Here is a 17971-nt window from a genome sequence, read left to right as displayed (position 1 = left end):
CGAGAGCGATCGAGTATTCTTCGAACGCTCGTGACAACGGGGCACTGACGGCATGGTGACGTCACGCGACGGCGAAGACGAGACCATGATGGCGCGTTGCGTCGAGCTTTCCCGGATTGCGGTCAGCAAAGGCGAGTACCCGTTCGGGGCCGTCGTTGCCCGGGATGGACACATCGTTTCGGAAGCGATCAACCGCACGATCCGGGACGGTGACGTGTCCCGACACGCCGAGGTCATCGCCCTCGCACGGGCCCAAAAGGCGATCGGACGCCGGCAGTTGCGAGAGTGCTCGCTTTATACGAACGTGGAGCCATGTGCGATGTGCTCCTACTGCATTCGCGAAGCCTGGGTCGGGCGCGTCGTCTACGCGCTCGGATCGCCCGTGATGGGCGGCCTCTCGAAATGGAATATCTTGCGGGATGACGGGTTGTCCGGCCGCCTGCCGCAGGTGTTCGACGCCGTGCCGGAGGTGGTGAGCGGCGTGCTGGTCGAGCAGGCACAACGAGCCTGGCGGGACTGGAGCCCGGCGGCCTGGGAGATGATCAAGCTGCGCGGCCTAATGACGGATCCGAGTGCGCAGGCGGAGTCCCGGACCAAGTCTGCTCGCCGTCGCTCGCTCTGGCACCACATGGTCGCTCTGCTCGAGCGACCGTACCGAGCATATGCCGACCCGGAATCGGCCGGCGACAGACAGGCCGACCTGTGACCGGTCGGCGACGCTGTTTCGACGACACCGTCGAATGAAGCACATACAGGAAAACCCGGATGGACTCATATGTCGGCGACACCGCGAGCGCCCTGGATCGTCGCGGCACTCCACATGGCCCCTTTCGTCGGTTCCTTCGGCGTTTCATCCATTTCTTTTCGTACCATCTCATCCTGTCCCGGAAGAGTGCGCGGATCGCGAAGGCCGCGGGCTTCCGTCTCACGGTGCGGCCGACCGTGTTTCATCCTCGTTACTTCCTGAGCAGCGAGTGCTTCGCCGGCTTCATCGATCGGATGGACCTGACCGGCAAACGCGTTCTCGATGTCGGGACCGGGTCGGGCATTCTCGCGCTCGCGGCCGCACGCGCCGGCGCCGAGTATGTCGTCGCGGCCGACATCAATCCCAACGCGGCCCTGTCGGCCGGCGAGAATGCGGTGGCGAACGGCCTCGGTGGCCGGGTCGGCGGCCTCTGCTCCGACCTTCTTTCGGCAATTGCAGCTCGGCCGCTCTTCGACGTGATCCTGTCGAGCCCGCCGAAGCATGCCGGCGAACCGAGTGACCTGGCGGATCGCGGTTGGCATGCCGGTCCGAAGTATCGCGACGTCGCCGATCTTTTCGCCCAGGCGCGGGACCGGCTGAAGCCGGACGGACGACTGTTCGTCATGGTTTCGTCGGATTCGGACCTCGATCTGTTCGGTGCGCTGATCAAGAAGGCCGGGTTTCAGGCGCACCTCGCACACGAGCACTCGATCGTCATCGAGTCCCTGATCATTTACGAGTTGTCCGTGTCACACGACGCGTGAGTGCGAGGGATCGCGGGTCGAGCCCGGGAATGACGAGTCGCGAGCTCGCCCCGCCCCCTCAATGCGCCGGGTATTTCGCCGGATCCGCCATCTTGTCGGTGAGCTTGGCGAGATCGGCGGCCGAGGCCTTGTCGTCGTAGACGCCGGCCGCCACCTGGATGCCGGTGGAAAACGCGATGTCGGCGCCGAGCGCGTAGGAGATCTTTCGCGACACGCTGCCGGCGCCCGGCTTGGTCCACAGATACTCGACCCAGCCGCCGCGCTTCCCGCCGCCCGCCTTGCACAGATCCTTGAAGATCAGCTTGCCGTTGTTGTCGGTGATCTGCATCACGGGCCGGCCGACGAGGTCCGGGCGCAGCGGGTGCGCCACCATCCGGTCGAGCCGGCAGTCGTAGACGAACACGTAGGAGTCCTTCCACACCCACGGCCCGTCCTTGCTGTTGAACGAGGCGATACCCGACGCGCCCTTCTCGTTGAGAAAGCGCGAGGCCGCCCACACTTTCGAGACGACCTCCTCGGGCGAGGCGACGTCGTCGGCGGCGGCCGAAGCGATGCGGCCGGGCGAAAGGCCGGCCGCGCCGGCCAGCGCCGCCACGGTCGCGGCCACGATCAGGGTCTTTGCACGCATGATGGTTCTCCGATTCTTCGCGGGTCGGCGACGACGCGACGCTCAGGCCTTGGCGCCGGCGACTTTCAGGGCCGAAACCGGCGCGGCGGGGGCGCGCAGCCACGGCTTGCCGACAGGCAGGACGTCGCGGCCGAACACGTCGGCGAAGATCAGATGCGCCATGATGTACCAGGCCATGGCGGCGCAGGCCATCAGCTCGTAGCCGGCCACGACGGTGAGCTCCGGGAAGCCGAAATGGGCGAGGTCGAGCAGGATGAAGCCGCCGAGCAGCAGCGTGAAGGTCAGCGCCAGCGCGCTCGAGATGCGCATCGCCCCGACCCACAGGATCGCCGTGAACAGCGTCCAGGCGATCAGGAACCAGCCGATGTCGCTCTTGCTGGAGACGTAGAGATTGTAGTGGTTGCCGATCAGGAGCAGCGCCAGCGCGATCCAGAAGCAGCCATAGGCCGTGAAGGCGCAGTAGCCGAAATTGTTGCCGGTCTTCATCTCCTGCAGGCCGGCGACCATCTGGGCGAAGCCGCCGAAGATGAGGCCGAGCCACACCACCGGGCCGATGCCCATCCATCCGACATTGTGGAACTGCAGCACCATCGTGGTGAGGCCGAAGCCGGCCAGCCCGACGACGGCGGGATTTCCGAGTTTCTGATCTGCCATGCTGACGCACTCCCCCTGGGCGGATCGCGGCGATACGCGGCCGCGATCTAGACACGAGGAACTATGCCGGCCCGCCTGTGGCCTCGCAAGCCGCGGGAGCGACATCGCGTTAGTGCGTAGTTTTGGTTGTAGTCTCAGATAGTGGAAAATCCGGTGTCCGCGATGGGGGCCAGGTGACGGGCGGTCGACAGTCGCACACCGACCGCGTGCATTTTTGCGCGCGGTCGGTCGAGTCGCGCGGTCCTGTGGGAGCCGACGCGCCAGCCACGAAGCCCGCGCGGCGCCGCGCTGCCCGTGGCCGTGTGCGATCCGTCACAGAGCCCTCCCGTCGCCGGCGCTAATCGTCCGGGCGTCACGGTCGAGACGTTGATCATCGGGTCTCGCCGCCGGCATCACGGTCGCGCCAGCCTCGGCCGCGCGCGTCGAGCCACGCAAGGAAACGCGTCATGAGCGACGAGCCGACTGTCGGTCCCCGGCGAACCGTCTGGATCTGGGTGATCTTCCTCTGGTTCCTGTTCTCGGTCGGGTGGACGCTGCTGTCGTTCTATCTGATCAGGTCGGGCGTGGTGCCGGTCGAACCGGTCCAGCAGGCTTATTTCGACCGGCTGACGATCGTCGACTACGCCTCGACCGTGCTGGTCGCGGCGCTGAATCTCGCCGGCGCGCTCGCCCTGTTCATGCTGCGCAAGGCGGCGCTACCGATCTTTCTGACCGGCATCGTCCTGAGCGTCGGACTGATCGCCTGGCAGACCTACTCCAAGGGCTGGGCCGAGGCGCTGGGCGGCTCCGGCCTGGTCGGCGCGGTGATCGGCTACGGCCTGATCCTGGCCATCTGCACCTACACGTGGCGGCTCGCCCGGCGCGGTGTGCTGCAGTGAGCCTGGTCGAGCCGGAGGCCGGAGACGACAAGGGCGTGCCGCCCCACCGGCATTTCACCTCTCGGGCCCGCGTGCCCCGCGTGCCGAGCGTCGGACGATTAGACATCAGATCTGTTTCAACAGGTGGACACATGCAAAAAGCTCGGCGTTTCGCAACGACGTTCGGTTCCGCCATCGCGGTGCTTGCTCTCTATCCGGCGCTGGCGCTCGCGGCGGATCGCGTGCCGGACCTGAAAGGCAAATGGGTCGGGAAGGCTCACGCCATCGTCGCCGGCAGCGGCACCTCCGCCGAGCCGGTGCTGCTGGAGAAGGATCTGGTGATCGAGGTCCGAGGCCAGGAGGGTCGCCGGTTCTGGGCCGTGGCGACCCTCTCGGGTAATGGCGAGAAGAAAAATGCGTCGTTCATCGGCGCGCTCACCGGCCGCGGCAATCGCACCATCGTCAGCACCGACGCCAGCGGCTATTTGACCGGCCAGCTCGTCGGCCCCGGCAAGATCTCGTTCTGCTACGCGGAGCCCGTCGCCGTGAGCTGCAGCGAGGTCACCCGCACGCGCTGAGCCGGGAGCGACGCCGCAGACGAGCGGCCGTTCCTAGGCGCCCAGTCCCGGGGACGGCGACAACGTCGTCTCGGGCGCCCGATAGGCGAAGAATCCGTCCTCGGTGAGCTTGAGCACGGTCGGCGACGGCAACGCGATCCAGTGATGTCGGCTCGCATACTGCAGGCCGTTGACAAAATCATGGATATGCCAGTCGCCCTCCGCCAGGAACTGGATGCGGGCCGATCCTCGCGAGAGGATCTGGCCGATCCGCAGCGTGTGCGCCTGGAAGATATCGAGGATATGTCGGGCCGAGTCTTCGGCCGTCGGTTCCATGGTCATGGTGCTCTCCTGGCTTTGCCGGGGGGACAACGCACCCGGGCGCCGTATCGTTCGGACGGACGTCAACCCTGCGATCTGTGCAGGAAGCGGGCGACCTGCCCCTTGAGCTCGGCCGTCTCTTGGTGATCCGCCAGAGACGTCGCGTGCGCGAACAGGTCGCGCTGGATTCCGGTCGGAAGCGCGCTCCACCGTCGCACGACGGCGGCCCCCAGGCGTTCGAGAATAGGTCCGTGGTCGGCGCAAACTTGTTCGGCGTCGAGAGAGACCGGCATCGAGACCATCCGCTTCAGCGCCCGCTGGCGGCACCGCGTGACGAGGCCTGTCCGTGACCGCGACCTGATACTCGACCGTGAAGCCGACCGGCTCGTCATCCCACCTTGCGATGCCAGGGGCGCGGTGGCTCGCCTCGGTTCGAGGATGAACGCAGGGGTCGTCATCTAGATGTGGGGTGCCCGACCGCCATTCGCCAGTGGCGCGCGCGCGTCGAGGGACGGGCGAGGGCGTGACCGGTCGCCACGGGCACGGCGGCCTGCGCGGGCGACGATCCTGGGCCGTGGCCGTGTGGCGAGCCGTCGTGTCCCGCCTGCAGGGCAGGCGGCTACGGGTCGTCGGGTCGTGAAAAAAGTAATCCCCGGTCTCGCGAGCGGCCGTAAGATTCGTCCGTCTCGCTCGTCGAGGGACGTCGACCGGTGACGTCGGGCGGCGGAGCGAGCCGGTGCAGGGCAGGGCGCCGCCTCATGGTGGCGCCTGCCCAAAAACCGGCCGCCGGAACTCCCGGGAAATCCGGCCGGCGGATGCGGCGCCTGCGGGTCCGGCCTCGTCCGCCGGACTCCCGGGGGCTTTTGGGGCTCCGCCCTCCGGGCAAGACGACCCGGGCGCGAGGAGCATCGCTGGAGAGGTCCGTCACCCCGGTCGGGCCGGATCCCAAGCGCGGCCCGAAAGCCAAAAATCGCCGCGGCGGAGCGCCGGGAGGCGTGCGCATCGACGCTTCGATGCGCGCTGCGCTCTCGAGCGCAGATGATGTCAGGTGTAGCGCCTCCCGGCGCTCCGCCTCCCTCGGCCTTTCCTCGGAAAGGCGAGGACACGGGTCATGGGCACACCCCGGGCGCGAAGGGCGTCGCGGGACAGTGAGGGGTTTTGTCGTGAACGATCGTTCCATCCGCGGCGTCACGCGCGGGCTCGACCCCATGGGCGCTAAGATAAGGTCCTGCCGAGCCACCAACTCTCCGTCATTCCGGGGCGCCGCGCAGCGGCGAGCCCGGAATCCATACACGCAGACCGGGGTTATGGGTTCCGGGCTCGCGGCCTGCCGGCCGCGCCCCGGAACGACCAAGACCGGGGGCAGCGCCATTCTTGTTAAGCTTGCGCCTATGGGGCTCGACCCGCGCGTCCGTCCTCTTCGAAAGACAAGCCTTGCGAAACGATGGATGGCCGGGTCACGGCGCGTCGCACCGGCCCGGCCATGACGGCGAGAGCCTGGAGGATCGGTTGAGCGGAGCAAGCGTAGGGTGGGCAAAGGCGCGCCCGCCGGCGCGCCGTGCCCACGCGGTTTTTTCGAGGACGCGGTCGTCTCACGGAAGGAGAACGTGGGCACGGCGCCGTGCGCCTTTGCCCACCCGATGGGATCGCGATTTACGGCCCGCGCCTCTACACGTCCAGCATCTCGTCCGAGGCGAACTCGGCGCGTTCCTGGATGAAGGCGAAGCGGGTCTCGGCCTTGGTGCCCATCAGGCGCTCCACGGCGCTCGCCGTCTCGGCGCGATCGTCGGTCAACAGCATCACCCGCAGGAGCGTGCGGCTCTTGCGGTCCATGGTGGTCTCCTTGAGCTGCGCCGGCATCATCTCGCCCAGGCCCTTGAAGCGGCCGATCTCGACCTTGGCGTTGGAGCGGAATTCTTTCGCGAGAATCTCGTCCTTGTGCTTGTCGTCGCGCGCGTAAAACGTCTTGGCGCCGTGCGACAGGCGGTAGAGCGGCGGCACCGCGAGATAGAGGTGGCCGTCCTCGATCAGCTTCGGCATCTGCCGGTAGAAGAAGGTGATCAAGAGCGAGGCGATATGGGCGCCGTCGACGTCGGCGTCCGTCATCACGATCACCTTCTCGTAGCGCAGGTCCTCGTCGCGATAGCTCGGCCCGGTGCCGCAGCCGAGCGCCTGCACCAGGTCGGCGAGTTGCTGGTTCTGGGCGAGCTTGTCCTTGGTGGCGCTCGCCACGTTGAGGATCTTTCCGCGCAACGGCAGGATCGCCTGGCGGGCGCGGTCGCGCGCCTGCTTGGCCGAGCCGCCGGCCGAGTCGCCCTCGACGATGAAGAGCTCCGAGCCCTCGGTCGCCGTCAGGGTGCAGTCGGCGAGCTTGCCGGGCAGCCGCAGCTTCTTCACCGCGGTCTTGCGCGCCGTCTCCTTCTCCTGGCGGCGGCGCAGCCGTTCCTCGGCGCGCTCCACCACCCAGTCGAGCAGCTTGTTGGCCTGGTTGGGATTGCCGGCCAGCCAATGGTCGAACTGGTCCTTGACGGCGCTCTCGACGATGCGCTGTGCCTCGGCCGTCGCCAGCCGGTCCTTGGTCTGGCCCTGGAACTCGGGCTCGCGCACGAACACCGACAGCATCGCGGCGGCGCCGTTCATCACGTCGTCGCTGGTCGTGCCGGTGGCCCGCTTGCCCTGGCCGACCCGCTCGGCATGGTCCTTCAGCGCGCGCAACAGGGCGGTGCGCAGGCCGGACTCGTGGGTGCCGCCCTCGGGCGTCGGGATGGTGTTGCAGTAGGACGTGAGGAAGCCGTCGCCGTCGGCCGTCCAGGCGATCGCCCATTCGACCGCGCCGTTCTGGCCCGGCTTGCCGGACTGGCCGGTAAAAAGATCCGGATGCACCAGCGTCTGGCCCTCGACCGCGTTGGCGAGGTAGTCCTTCAGGCCGCCGGCGAAGTGGAACGTCTCCTCGGTCGGCACGCCCTCGATGCCGGCCAGGAGGCTGGCGTCGCAGCGCCAGCGGATTTCCACGCCGGCGAACAGATAGGCTTTGGCGCGCGCCATCTTGAACAGGCGCTGCGGGTTGAACCGCGGCTTTGGAAAAATCGTCGCGTCGGGCTTGAAGCGGATTCGCGTGCCGCGGCGGTTGTTGACCTTGCCGAGCGCCTCCAGCCCGCTCACCGGCTTGCCGCGGGAAAAAACCTGGCGGTAGAGCTGGCCCTGGCGGGCGACCTCGACCTCCAGCCGCTCGGACAGCGCGTTGACGACCGAGATGCCGACGCCGTGCAGGCCGCCCGAGGTCTCGTAGACCTTGGAGTCGAACTTGCCGCCCGCATGCAGCATGCACATGATCACTTCGAGCGCCGACTTCTTCGGGAACTTCGGATGCGGGTCGACCGGGATGCCGCGGCCGTTGTCGCTCACCATCAGCCAGCCGTCGGGCTCGAACGACACCTCGATGAAGGTCGCGTGGCCGGCCAGCGCCTCGTCCATGCAGTTGTCGATCACCTCGGCGAACAGGTGGTGGAGCGCGCGCTCGTCGGTGCCGCCGATATACATGCCGGGGCGGCGGCGCACCGGCTCGAGGCCTTCGAGGACCTCGATGTCCTGCGCCGTGTAGGTGCCCTCGGCGGCGTTCCGGCGAACGTCCACCTTGACCGGCTCGGTCGGGCGGCGGACGGCCGGAGCGGCTCCGGCGGCCGGAGGAGTTCCGGCGAAAAGGTCGGCAGGGTCTTTCTTGGACACGGATTTGGCCATCGGAGTGTCGGTCGGACTGTCTGTTCAGGATGCGTTCGAATCGGTGGCCGCACTATGCCATGCAGGGGGGCGAAGATGTGGCTCGATAGCCGCGGGAGGCTCGGTTCCAATGCAATCGGGCCGTGTCGTAGCTGGGCTACGCCGCCGCGTGACAAGCCGGGCCGGGCGTGAAATCATCAAAACCATCGGTGAGGCGCCGCCGACCGGGCCCGAGCGGGCGCGGGGTGGGCGGCGCGTCACGCTGCCGCGCCCCGCGGCGCCGCGCCGGACCTGTCCCCGTCCATGCTCGGTTCCCATCTGTTTCCGGACATGATCGAACAGTACACGCAGGCGCTGATCGAGTTCGTGCGCGACAACCAGGTCTGGGGCGCCCCGGTCGTGGGGGCGCTGGCCTTTGCCGAATCGCTCGCTTTCCTCTCGCTGCTCGTGCCGGCCTGGGCGGCGCTGATCGGCATCGGCGCGCTGATCGGTCTCGGCGGCCTCGAGTTCTGGCCGATCTGGATCGCGGCCGCCATCGGGGCCGCGCTCGGCGACTGGCTGTCCTATTGGCTCGGCGTCACCTTCAAGGACAAGGTCGCCCATGTCTGGCCCCTGTCGCGCCATCCCGACCTGCTGCCCAAGGGCGAGGCCTTCGTCAAGAAATTCGGCGTGGCGGCGATCTTCATCGGCCGCTTCTTCGGGCCGTTGCGGGCCTCGGTGCCGTTGGTCGCCGGCATCTTCCTGATGCCCTGGTGGCATTTCCAGGTGGCGAACTTCTCCTCGGCCTTCGTCTGGGCGGCCGTCCTGCTGGTCCCCGGCACGCTCGGGCTGAAATGGTTCACCGGAGCGTGACCGGAGGTGACGTGCAGCCGTCGCGGCGCCGTCGTATGGGTGCCCACCGAGGTGTCTCGCCCACGCCTGAGCGGCGTGGCCGTCACTATCCAGCCCGACCCCGTTCCTGAACGACCCGGCCATTTCCCCAAAACAATCCCCTGAGAGCAGAGGCATGACCATGGACGAGAGGATGACCGAGATGTCCCGCCGCACCGTGCTGGCCGCAGCCGCGATCGGCGCGGCCGGCGGCGGTGTGTCGCTCGGCGGCGGACCGGCCGGCGCGGCCGCACCGCCGGCCAGCGGCCAGGCTCCCGGTGTCTACCGCTACAAGATCGGCAGCCTCGAGGTGACGGTGGCGACCGACGGAGCCCGCACGTTCCCGATGCCCGACAATTTCGTCGCCAACGCCAAGAAGGACGAGATCGACGCCGCGCTCAGGGCCGCCTACATGGAGCCCGGCAAGATGACCATCGTGTTCAACCCGGTGGTGGTGAACACGGGCGGCAAGCTGGTGGCGATCGACACCGGCAACGGTGCGGCGGCCTTCGAGCAGTCGAAGGGCGCGGTCGGCCAGTTCCAGACCAACCTCAAGGCCGGCGGCATCGATCCTGCGACGGTCGATGCCGTGCTGATCTCCCATTTCCATGGCGACCACATCAACGGCCTCTTGACGGCCGACGGCAAGAAGGCCTTCCCCAACGCCGAGATCCTGGTGCCGCAGGCCGAATGGGCCTTCTGGTCGGACGACGGCAACATGAGCAAGGCCGCCGGCGGCCCGATCGAGGGCAACTTCAAGAACGCCCGCCGGGTGTTCGGCGCGCTCGGCAACAAGGTCACGCCCTACGCCCACGACAAGGAGGTGGTGGCCGGCATCACCCCGATCGCCACGCCGGGCCATACGCCGGGCCACACCTCGTTCATCCTCGCCTCCGGCAATGCCAAGGTGCTGCTGCAGTCGGACGTCACCAACCATCCGGCCCTGTTCGTGCGCAATCCCGGCTGGCACGCCATGTTCGACATGGACGGCGACCAGGCCGAGAAGACCCGCCGGCGGATGTTCGACATGGCCTCGGCCGAGAAGCTGCAGGTGCAGGGCTTCCACTTCCCGTTCCCGGCGGCCGGCTATGTCGAGAAGGACGGCACCGGCTATCGGCTGGTGCCGGTCGCCTGGAGCCCGACGCTCTGAGCTTTTCTGGTCATTCCGGGGCGCGGGCCAAAGGCCCGCGAACCCGCCCGCCCGCAGTCTGCATTCCGGCTCGGCGGCGGCCGGACTTTCGTCCGGGCCGTTCAGGGGTTATGTGTGCGCCGCGATCTTCGATCGGGAAGGACACGTCATGGCGGACAGGGCGACTATCGGCATTCTCGGCGCCTCGGGCTACACCGGCTCGGAGCTGCTGCGGCTGCTGCTGCGCCATCCGCGCGTCGACGTCGGGCTGCTGACCGCCGACCGGCGGGCCGGGCAGGCGATGCGGGACGTGTTTCCGCAGTTCTCGCCCTATGCGCTGCCGCGGCTCGTCTCGATCGACGATCTCGACTGGCCGAGCACCGGCGTCGACCTGGTCTTCTGCGCGCTGCCGCACGGCACCACCCAGATCGTGATCGAAAACCTGCTGACCAAGGCGCCGGCCATAAAAGTGGTCGACCTCTCGGCCGACTTCCGGCTGTTCGATTCCGACGCCTATGCGCGCTGGTACGGCCATGCCCACCGGGCCGAGGCGCTGCAGCGCGAGGCCGTCTACGGCCTGGTCGAGGTCTATCGGGAGGCGATCAAGGGCGCGCGGCTGGTGGCCAATCCGGGCTGCTACACCACCTGCGGGCAACTGCCGCTGCTGCCGCTGATCCGCGCCAAGGCGATCGATCTCGACGAGATCGTCATCGACGCCAAGTCGGGCATGACCGGCGCCGGCCGGGCTGCCAAGGAGGCGATGCTGTTCTCTGAGGTGTCGGAAGGCTTCCACGCCTACGGGGTGGGGCATCACCGGCACATGGCCGAGCTCGACCAGGAGTTTTCCAAGGCGGCGGGGCGCGAGGTCGTCCCCACCTTCACGCCGCACCTGGTGCCGATGAACCGCGGCATCCTCTCGACCATCTATGTGCGCGGCACCGAGGGGCGGGGGCCGGAGGAGCTCTACGCCATCCTGGTCGACGCCTATGCGGACGAGCCCTTCGTCCATGTGCTGCCGTTCGGCGAGATGCCGCAGACGCGCCATGTGCGCGGCTCCAACATGACCTTCATCGGGGTCGCCAAGGACCGCGTGCCGGGCCGCGCCATCATCGGGGCTGCGCTCGACAACCTGGTCAAGGGCGCCTCGGGCCAAGCCGTGCAGAACATGAACCTGATGCTCGGCTTCCCCGAGGCCATGGGCCTGGAGCAGGTCGCGCTGTTCCCGTGAGGAGAGCACTGCGCCGAATCTGCCCTCGTGGTGAGCAGCGCTCGGCTGGAGCGCATCTCGAACCATGTGGCCACCGACGTGGCCGTCCTCAGAGCTCGCCGGCCCACCCCTTCGCCGCGATGCCGTTGATCTCCTCAGTCGTCAGAACCGGGCCGCCTTTCCTTTTCAGGAGCCCGAACACATCGGAAATCGATCCGGCGGGCTTCGCCTCCGCAAACGCGTCGTCGCGGTCGGGGAGCTTGTCGGTTCCGTTCCGGTCGGTCTCACGAGTGCCCATTTTCACCCGCCCGGCTTGAAGTAGAATTCGCCGATCAGCGAGGAGTGGTCCCACGGCACCTGCTGCTCGTTGGTGGTGCGCACCACGTCGGCGCGCACGCGCTTGAGCATGGAGCCGACCTCGAGCGACGGCGTCTTGATGTGGCGTAAGAGCGCCGCCGTGAACGGGCTGTTGCGACCGGTGCCGTCGAGCGCGACCTTGTCGGGGCTGGTCGCATAGGCGATCAGCGTGCCGATGCCGGCGTCGATCTGGGCGAGGCCGCGGCTGACCATGCTGGAGCGCGACGCCCCGAAGGACTGGGCGAGGCTGCGCGACAACGGGTTGTCGCGGCAGGCGTCGAGGAACACCAGATTGGTGCGGCGCTCCGATTCCATGTCGGCCAGGATGGTGCCGACCTCGATGGTCTCGACGCCGAGCGAGGAGGGCCGCTCGAGCTTGGCGTCGATCGGCACGATGTAGTTCTTGCCGGCGACCTGCAGCCCGTGGCCGGCGTAGAACAGCAGCGCCACCTTGGCGCCTCCGATGGCGACGCCGAAATCGGCGATCTTGCGGCGGATCGTCATGTTGTCGAGGTCGTAGCCCTCGATCACCTTGAAGCCGAGGTCGCGCAGCGCCGCGGCGACGTCGCGGGCGTCGTTGGCCGGATTGGGCAGCGTCGTCGCGTTGACATAGGCGCCGTTGCCGATCACCAGCGCCACCCGCGAGCCGAGCTCGACCGGGGCCACAGGAGCGGGCGCGGGGGCCGGCTGTGGCCGCGGCGGCGGTGCGACGGCGACCTGGCTGGGCGGCGCCGGCGGGGGGCTCGCCGAGGCCGGTGCGCCGGAGGCGAGTGCCGCGCTGCGCTCGCGTGCCGTCTTCAAATCCTCGGCGCTGGCCGACGAGGCGCGGGCGATGACGGCGTCGTAATCGGCCTTCGCCCGGGCGTAGTCGCCGAGCTTCTCATAGGCCGTTCCGCGCCCCGCATAGGAGGCTGTCGATGTCGGCGCGAGGCGGATCACCTCGCTGAAGTCGCGGATCGCCGCATCGGCCTCGCCGGTCTGCAGATAGGCGTTGCCGCGGTTGACCATCGCGCGGGTGTAGCGCGGGTCGAGGCGGATCGCCTCGCCGTAGTCGCGGATCGCCTGCGCCCAGGCGCTCTTGCCGGAATAGGCATAGCCGCGATTGTTGAAGGCCGCGACATAGCTCGGATCGATGCGGACGGCCTCGTCATAGGCCCGGATGGCGCCGTCGAAGTCGCCGCGGTTGCGCAGGATGATGCCCCGGTTGTTGTGGGGCAGGGCGTATTTCGGATTGAGCCGGATCGCCTCGTCGTAGTCGCGCAGCGCGAGGTCGTCCTCGTTGCGGTTGCGGTGCGCGACGCCACGATTGTTGTAGGCGATCACGTAGCGAGGATCGCGTCGGATCGCCTCGTCGTAATCGAGGATGGCGCGGCCATAGTCGCCCTTGTTGGCGTAGGTGTAGCCGCGATTGTGATAGGCGACCGTGTAGTCCGGATCGAGCCGGATCGCCTCGTCGTAGTCGCGGATGGCGCGGTCGTACTCGCCCTTGTCGTCGAGCGCATAGCCGCGGTTGTTGTAGGCCTGCGCATAGCGCGGCGAGATCCGGATGGCCTCGTCGTAGTCGCGGATGGCGCGATCGTACTCGCCCTTGGTCCGGTAGACGAGCCCGCGGTTGTTGTAGGCGAGCGCATAGTTCGGATCGATCCGGATCGCCTCGTCGTAATCGCGGATGGCGCGGTCGTAGTCGCGCTTGTTGCGCCAGGTGACGCCGCGATTGTTGTAGGCGGCCGCGTAGCGCGGATTGAGGCGGATCGCTTCGTCGTAGTCGCGGATGGCGCGATCGTACTCGCCCTTGTCATCGTAGACATTGCCGCGGTTGTTGTAGGCGAGCGCGTGCTTGGGATCGAGCCAGATCGTCTCGTCGTAATCGCGCAGCGCGCGGTCGTATTCGCGCTTGTTGCGCCACGCATTGCCGCGGTTGTTGTAGGCCGAGGTGTAGCGCGGGTCGAGCCTTATCGCCTCGTCGTAGTCGAGGATGGCGGCATCCCAGTCGCGCTTGTTGAAATGGGCGTTGCCGCGATTGTAGTGGGCGATCGAGCGGTTCTTGACGGTCTCGCGGCTGCCCTTGGCGAGCACCTCGCTGCAACCGATGAGGCTGATGTCCGGGTCGTTGTTCTCGCAGTTCTTCCACTCGCGGCTCTTGGCGGCGTCGGCCGGACCGGCCGGCATGGCAGCCAGCAGCGCGGCCAGGAGGGTCGAAGCGAGCACGGCGACCAGCTTGGACATCGGATCACCCGTCGGATTCTGCGATCGGCGGGGATTATAGAGATCTACGCCGGCGGCCGAAAGGCCTCGCCGGCCCGACGGCTCACGCGGGTTGGTGCCGCGGAGCAGCGGAGCGGTTCACCGGCTCGATTGCCGCACCGCACCGCACGGGCGGGCGGGGGAGCGGCTTGGCCGTCCGGCGCCGTCCGCCCGCCGCCGGCCGGACTCACACGCCGGCGACTACCGGGCGAATCACCAGATTGTCGTTCACGGCCTTGACGCCGGGCGTCGCCTCGATGGCCACCCGCAGGGCCTGCCGCTCGGCCGCCGTGTCGACGATGCCCCAGGTGTCGACGATGCCGTCCGTCACCGTGACGTTGATCAGGCTGGTGGCGAGCCACGGTTCGGACTCGAGGCTGTCCATGATCCGCTTGCGCAGGTCGGCGTCGGCGACCGGGCTCGACGGGGCCTGCCGGCGCTGCGTCGCCAGCGCATGCAGCAGGTTGGCGCGGCTGACGATGCCGACGAGCTTGCCGGCCTGGACGATCGGCACCCGCTTGATGCGGTTGCGCTCCAAAAGGGTCGCGATCTCGGCGACCGGCGTGTCGGGGCTCGCCGTGATGAGGTCGCGGGTCATCACGTCGGCGACCTTGCGGGCATGCTCCTTGACGTATTCGGCTGCGAGCACCTCGCGGCCCATCAGCAGCTTGAGCCACCACGAGCGCTCGTGCCCGGTGCCCGCTTCGGCGCGTCGCAGGAGATCGCCCTCGCTGACGATGCCGATCAGACGGCCGGCGGGGTCGACCACCGGGACGGCGCTGATGCGGTGCTTCAGCAGCAGCTCGGCCACGTCCTGCACGGTGGACTCGGGCGTCACCGTGATGACGTTGGTGGCCATGATGTCGGAGGCATTCATGACGGGACTCCTGGTTATCGGAGGCTTCTTGTCCGACCTCGCCGGGTGGGCGGGAGCCGGAGAGCAGAACCGTCGATTGCATAAGTCTCGGCCCGAAACGGCGGCCGACATTGACGCGGCGCAAGTCTGCGCTGCGCAATTCTGACGCGGCGCAGCACAGGGCGGGGGGCCTGTTCAGCCCCTGCGAGAGCCGGCCGGCACGGAGGAGCCGGCCGTGCGGGTCAGGACCGCACCTTCACGTAGCTCCCCGGCGCGTCCTCGATGGCCGGGAAGTCGGCCGTGCCCGGTACCCGGGCCGGCACCTCGGTCGGATCGAAATGCCGGATCCAGTCCAGCCAGTTCGGCCACCACGAGCCGGGATGCTCGGTCGACCGCTTGATCCAGGCCTCGACGTTCTCGCCCTCCGGCCGCGCTCCGGTCCAGTACTGGTACTTCTTGCCCGCCGGCGGGTTGATGATGCCGGCGATGTGGCCGGACCCGGCGCACACGAACTCGACCGGGCCGCCGAACATGGAGGCGCCGATATAGACCGACTCGGCCGGGGCGATGTGGTCCTCGCGGGTCGCCACCGTGTAGATCGGCACCTGGATCTTCTTCAGGTCGAGGAAGATCCCGTCGATCTCCATCTTGCCCTGGCTGAGATTGTTCTCGAGGTAGCAGTTGCGCAGGTAGTAGGAGTGGTTGGCGGCCGGCATCCGGGTCGAGTCGGAGTTCCAGTACAGGAGATCGAACGGGAACGGCTGCTCGCCCTTGAGATAGTTCGAGATGATGTAGGGCCAGACCAGGTCGTTGGAACGCATGAAGTTGAAGATCATGGCCATCTTCTCGCCCTCGAGATAGCCGATCTCCGCCATCCGCCGCTCGATCGCCTCGATCTGTCCCTCGTCGGAGGTGAACAGCTTGAGGTCGCCGCCCTTCTCGAAGTCGACCTGGGCCGTGAACATGGTGGCCGACCGGATCCGCTCGGCCGTGCTGGTCGCCGACAGATACGCCATCGTCACCGACAGCATGGTGCCGCCGACGCAATAGCCGAGCGTGTGGGTGGAGGGCTCGCCCGTGATCTTCAGCACGATGTCGAGCGCCTCGAGCGGACCCTGGCGCATGTAGTCGGCGAAGGTCTTGGCGCCGAGGTGCTCGTCCGGGTTCACCCAACTGATGATGAACACCGTCACGCCGTTGTCGACGCAGAACTTGATGAACGATTTCTCGGCGTTGAGGTCGAGGATGTAGTACTTGTTGATCCAGGGCGGCACCATCAGCAGCGGCGTCTTCAGCACGCTCGGCGTGGTCGGCGTGTACTGGATGAGCTGCATCAGCTCGTTCTGGTAGACCACCTTGCCGGGCGTCACCGCGAGATTGCGGCCGACCTCGAACTGCGAGTTGTCCGACTGGCGGATCTTCAGCTCGCCGTGGCCGGCCTCGATGTCCTCGGCCAGCATGGTCATGCCGCGCACCAGGTTGTCGGCATTGGACTTGAGCGTCAGGCGCAGGAGCTCGGGATTGGTGAAGACGAAATTGGACGGCGCGATCGCGTTGATCATCTGCTTCATGTAGAAGTCGGCCTTGCGCCGCGTCACCGGATCGAGCCCCTCGGCATCCTCGACCATGTGGTTGGCCAGCCGGCTGGTGACCAGATAGGCCTGCTTGAGGAAGTCGAAATAGGTGTTGCTCGACCATTCGGGGTCGGAGAAGCGGCGGTCGCGCGGGTCGGGCGTGGCGATCGGCGGATGGGTCTCGCCGGCCATCCGCCGCATCGTGTTGGCCCACAGGTCCAGATAGGCGTGGCCGATGCTGGTCTGCAGCTCGATGGTGCGCGTGGCGTCGCGCATCCAGTACTCCATCACCTTGCCGAAGGTCGTCACGATGTCGACCACCTGCTGCGGCGGCTCGTCGTGGATCTTGCCCTCCTCGCGCGGCTTCATGAACGCCGCGATCGCCCGGCCGCCCTGTTCCATCATGCGCGCCACATTGGTGGCGAGCTTTTCGATGTCGACATGCGGCGGCTCCTGCCGCGCGTCGGCGGCGGGCTTGGCCGGCTTGGCGGGTTTTTCGACCTTCGGGGCCGGCTTGGCCTCCTGCTTCGGCGTCTCGGCCTTCGGCGTCTCAGGCTTCGGCGTTTCGGGCCTCGATTCGACCACGGGTGGCGGTGGCGTCGGAGCGGCCGCCTGCACGGCCGCCTGCACGGGCGCCGGCGCCGGCTCGACCGCCGGAGCGGGCGCCGCCATCGCCTCGCCGCCGAACCCGTTGCCGTCGAGATGCGGGGCAGGGGCCGGCTCGGCCATGGGCGCGCCCTCGACGGCCGGTTGGCAGGTGTCGGCTTCCGGCGGGGTGTAGGTCAGCGTCGGCAGGCCGTCGTCGGCCGGCATGGTGGCCCCGCCGTTTTCCTCGTGCTGCGGCGCGCCGCTCTCCTCGTGCCGGGGCAGCGGCGGGGCGAGGTCGTGCGGGGCTGCGGAATCGGGCGTCACAGGGGTGTCCTGCGCGGTGTCCATCGGGTGGCGCTCCTTGGTTTGGACATATTATGCCGGTACCGCAACCGTCAGCCCAGCTTTTCAATTCGTCCACGCGTAAAGATGTTGGTCACCAGGCGCGATGTCTAGAACCATCCCCGGGCGTCGGCGCGATCGGTGGTCGGTGGTGGTGCTGTTGCTCGGCGCCGCGGCCGCGTTGTCGGCATGCTCCTCCGTGCTGTCGGAGATGCCCCAGCAGGTCGGCGGACTGTCGCCGGCGGCGCCCGAGCGGCCGGCCGTCCAGCCGGACTATCCGGCCGTCAACGACTTCCCGCGTGCCCGCACCGAGGCCACCCCGATGAGCGAAGCCGAGCGCAAGAAGGTTCAGGCCGACCTCGACGCGGCCCGCGCCACCGCCGCCAAGCGCGCCGGGTCCGCCGCCCAGACGCAGGAGCGCTGACCCGAGCGCGCAGCGCCAAGCGCGCCGACCGGACCCCCCGATCCGAACCCGGCGCCAATCTTTACTGATCCGGCCATCGTCGTGTTAAAACGCCCCGCACGAGCCGGTCAGGGACCGATCTCGCAGCGGAGCTTTTG

At 67.9% G+C, this 17971-nt stretch carries 17 protein-coding genes; 8 read left to right on the top strand and 9 right to left on the bottom strand.

Annotated features, from left to right (window positions below; translation table 11 throughout):
- Positions 1-52 precede the first annotated feature (52 nt).
- Positions 53-706 carry a nucleoside deaminase gene (locus HXX10_RS13785; protein ID WP_296522971.1) on the top strand — a complete coding sequence of 218 codons (654 nt, stop codon included), beginning with the start codon at positions 53-55 and terminating at the stop codon, positions 704-706.
- Between the two features lie 293 nt (positions 707-999).
- Positions 1000-1509: a methyltransferase gene (locus tag HXX10_RS13780; protein ID WP_296522969.1), complete on the top strand. Its 510-nt coding sequence runs from the start codon at positions 1000-1002 to the stop codon at positions 1507-1509.
- A 58-nt stretch (positions 1510-1567) separates the two neighbouring features.
- Here the strand turns inward: HXX10_RS13780 and HXX10_RS13775 are convergent, their stop codons facing one another.
- Positions 1568-2137 (bottom strand): cache domain-containing protein, encoded by a 570-nt coding sequence (locus tag HXX10_RS13775; protein ID WP_296522967.1) that lies wholly within the window; start codon positions 2135-2137, stop codon positions 1568-1570.
- 42 nt (positions 2138-2179) lie between these two features.
- Positions 2180-2791, bottom strand: coding sequence for an acetate uptake transporter (locus tag HXX10_RS13770; protein WP_296522965.1), 612 nt, complete (start codon positions 2789-2791; stop codon positions 2180-2182).
- 446 nt (positions 2792-3237) lie between these two features.
- Here HXX10_RS13770 and HXX10_RS13765 point away from each other — a divergent pair, with 446 nt between their 5' ends.
- A complete protein-coding gene (locus HXX10_RS13765; protein ID WP_296522962.1) occupies positions 3238-3669 on the top strand; it encodes a hypothetical protein in 432 nt (143 codons plus the stop codon).
- A complete protein-coding gene (locus HXX10_RS13760) occupies positions 3666-4226 on the top strand; it encodes a hypothetical protein (RefSeq protein WP_296522959.1) in 561 nt (186 codons plus the stop codon). Before HXX10_RS13765 ends, HXX10_RS13760 begins: the two co-directional genes overlap by 4 nt.
- 33 nt (positions 4227-4259) lie before the next feature.
- Here HXX10_RS13760 and HXX10_RS13755 read toward each other — a convergent pair whose 3' ends face one another.
- The 3 genes from HXX10_RS13755 to parE all read right to left on the bottom strand — a co-directional run bounded on the left by HXX10_RS13755 (position 4260) and on the right by parE (position 8264).
- Positions 4260-4547, bottom strand: a complete 288-nt coding sequence (locus HXX10_RS13755) for a hypothetical protein (RefSeq protein WP_296522957.1) — start codon at positions 4545-4547, stop codon at positions 4260-4262.
- A 62-nt stretch (positions 4548-4609) separates the two neighbouring features.
- The gene (locus tag HXX10_RS13750) at positions 4610-4819 is read right to left on the bottom strand and encodes a hypothetical protein (protein WP_296522955.1); all 210 of its coding nucleotides are present in this window, start codon (positions 4817-4819) and stop codon (positions 4610-4612) included.
- Positions 4820-6194: 1375 nt separating this feature from the next.
- Positions 6195-8264 carry a DNA topoisomerase IV subunit B gene (gene parE / locus HXX10_RS13745; RefSeq protein WP_296522953.1) on the bottom strand — a complete coding sequence of 690 codons (2070 nt, stop codon included), beginning with the start codon at positions 8262-8264 and terminating at the stop codon, positions 6195-6197.
- 282 nt (positions 8265-8546) lie between these two features.
- Between parE and HXX10_RS13740 the strand changes: the two genes are divergently transcribed.
- The 3 genes from HXX10_RS13740 (at position 8547) to argC (ending at position 11470) form a co-directional block, all read left to right on the top strand.
- Positions 8547-9095, top strand: coding sequence for a DedA family protein (locus tag HXX10_RS13740; RefSeq protein WP_296522951.1), 549 nt, complete (start codon positions 8547-8549; stop codon positions 9093-9095).
- Between the two features lie 172 nt (positions 9096-9267).
- The gene (locus HXX10_RS13735; RefSeq protein WP_296522949.1) at positions 9268-10263 is read left to right on the top strand and encodes an MBL fold metallo-hydrolase; all 996 of its coding nucleotides are present in this window, start codon (positions 9268-9270) and stop codon (positions 10261-10263) included.
- A 148-nt stretch (positions 10264-10411) separates the two neighbouring features.
- Entirely contained in the window at positions 10412-11470 is a 1059-nt protein-coding gene (gene argC / locus HXX10_RS13730; protein ID WP_296522948.1) for an N-acetyl-gamma-glutamyl-phosphate reductase, read from the top strand.
- Between the two features lie 88 nt (positions 11471-11558).
- Here argC and HXX10_RS13725 read toward each other — a convergent pair whose 3' ends face one another.
- The 4 genes from HXX10_RS13725 to phaC form a co-directional block, all read right to left on the bottom strand.
- Entirely contained in the window at positions 11559-11747 is a 189-nt protein-coding gene (locus tag HXX10_RS13725) for an AbrB/MazE/SpoVT family DNA-binding domain-containing protein (RefSeq protein ID WP_296522944.1), read from the bottom strand.
- A 2-nt stretch (positions 11748-11749) separates the two neighbouring features.
- Entirely contained in the window at positions 11750-14032 is a 2283-nt protein-coding gene (locus tag HXX10_RS13720; protein WP_296522942.1) for a tetratricopeptide repeat protein, read from the bottom strand.
- A gap of 205 nt (positions 14033-14237) precedes the next feature.
- On the bottom strand, positions 14238-14927 hold the full coding sequence (locus HXX10_RS13715; RefSeq protein ID WP_296522939.1) for a CBS domain-containing protein: 690 nt from the start codon (positions 14925-14927) through the stop codon (positions 14238-14240).
- A 221-nt stretch (positions 14928-15148) separates the two neighbouring features.
- The gene (gene phaC, locus HXX10_RS13710) at positions 15149-17416 is read right to left on the bottom strand and encodes a class I poly(R)-hydroxyalkanoic acid synthase (protein ID WP_367141976.1); all 2268 of its coding nucleotides are present in this window, start codon (positions 17414-17416) and stop codon (positions 15149-15151) included.
- Between the two features lie 100 nt (positions 17417-17516).
- Between phaC and HXX10_RS13705 the strand changes: the two genes are divergently transcribed.
- Positions 17517-17834 (top strand): hypothetical protein, encoded by a 318-nt coding sequence (locus tag HXX10_RS13705; RefSeq protein ID WP_296522936.1) that lies wholly within the window; start codon positions 17517-17519, stop codon positions 17832-17834.
- Positions 17835-17971 lie beyond the last annotated feature (137 nt).

It is taken from the genome of Rhodoplanes sp., assembly GCF_013377085.1.
GTDB lineage: Bacteria > Pseudomonadota > Alphaproteobacteria > Rhizobiales > Xanthobacteraceae > Rhodoplanes.
Note: the sequence above shows the minus strand (reverse complement) of the source record. Positions and strands in the feature narration are given on the sequence as shown.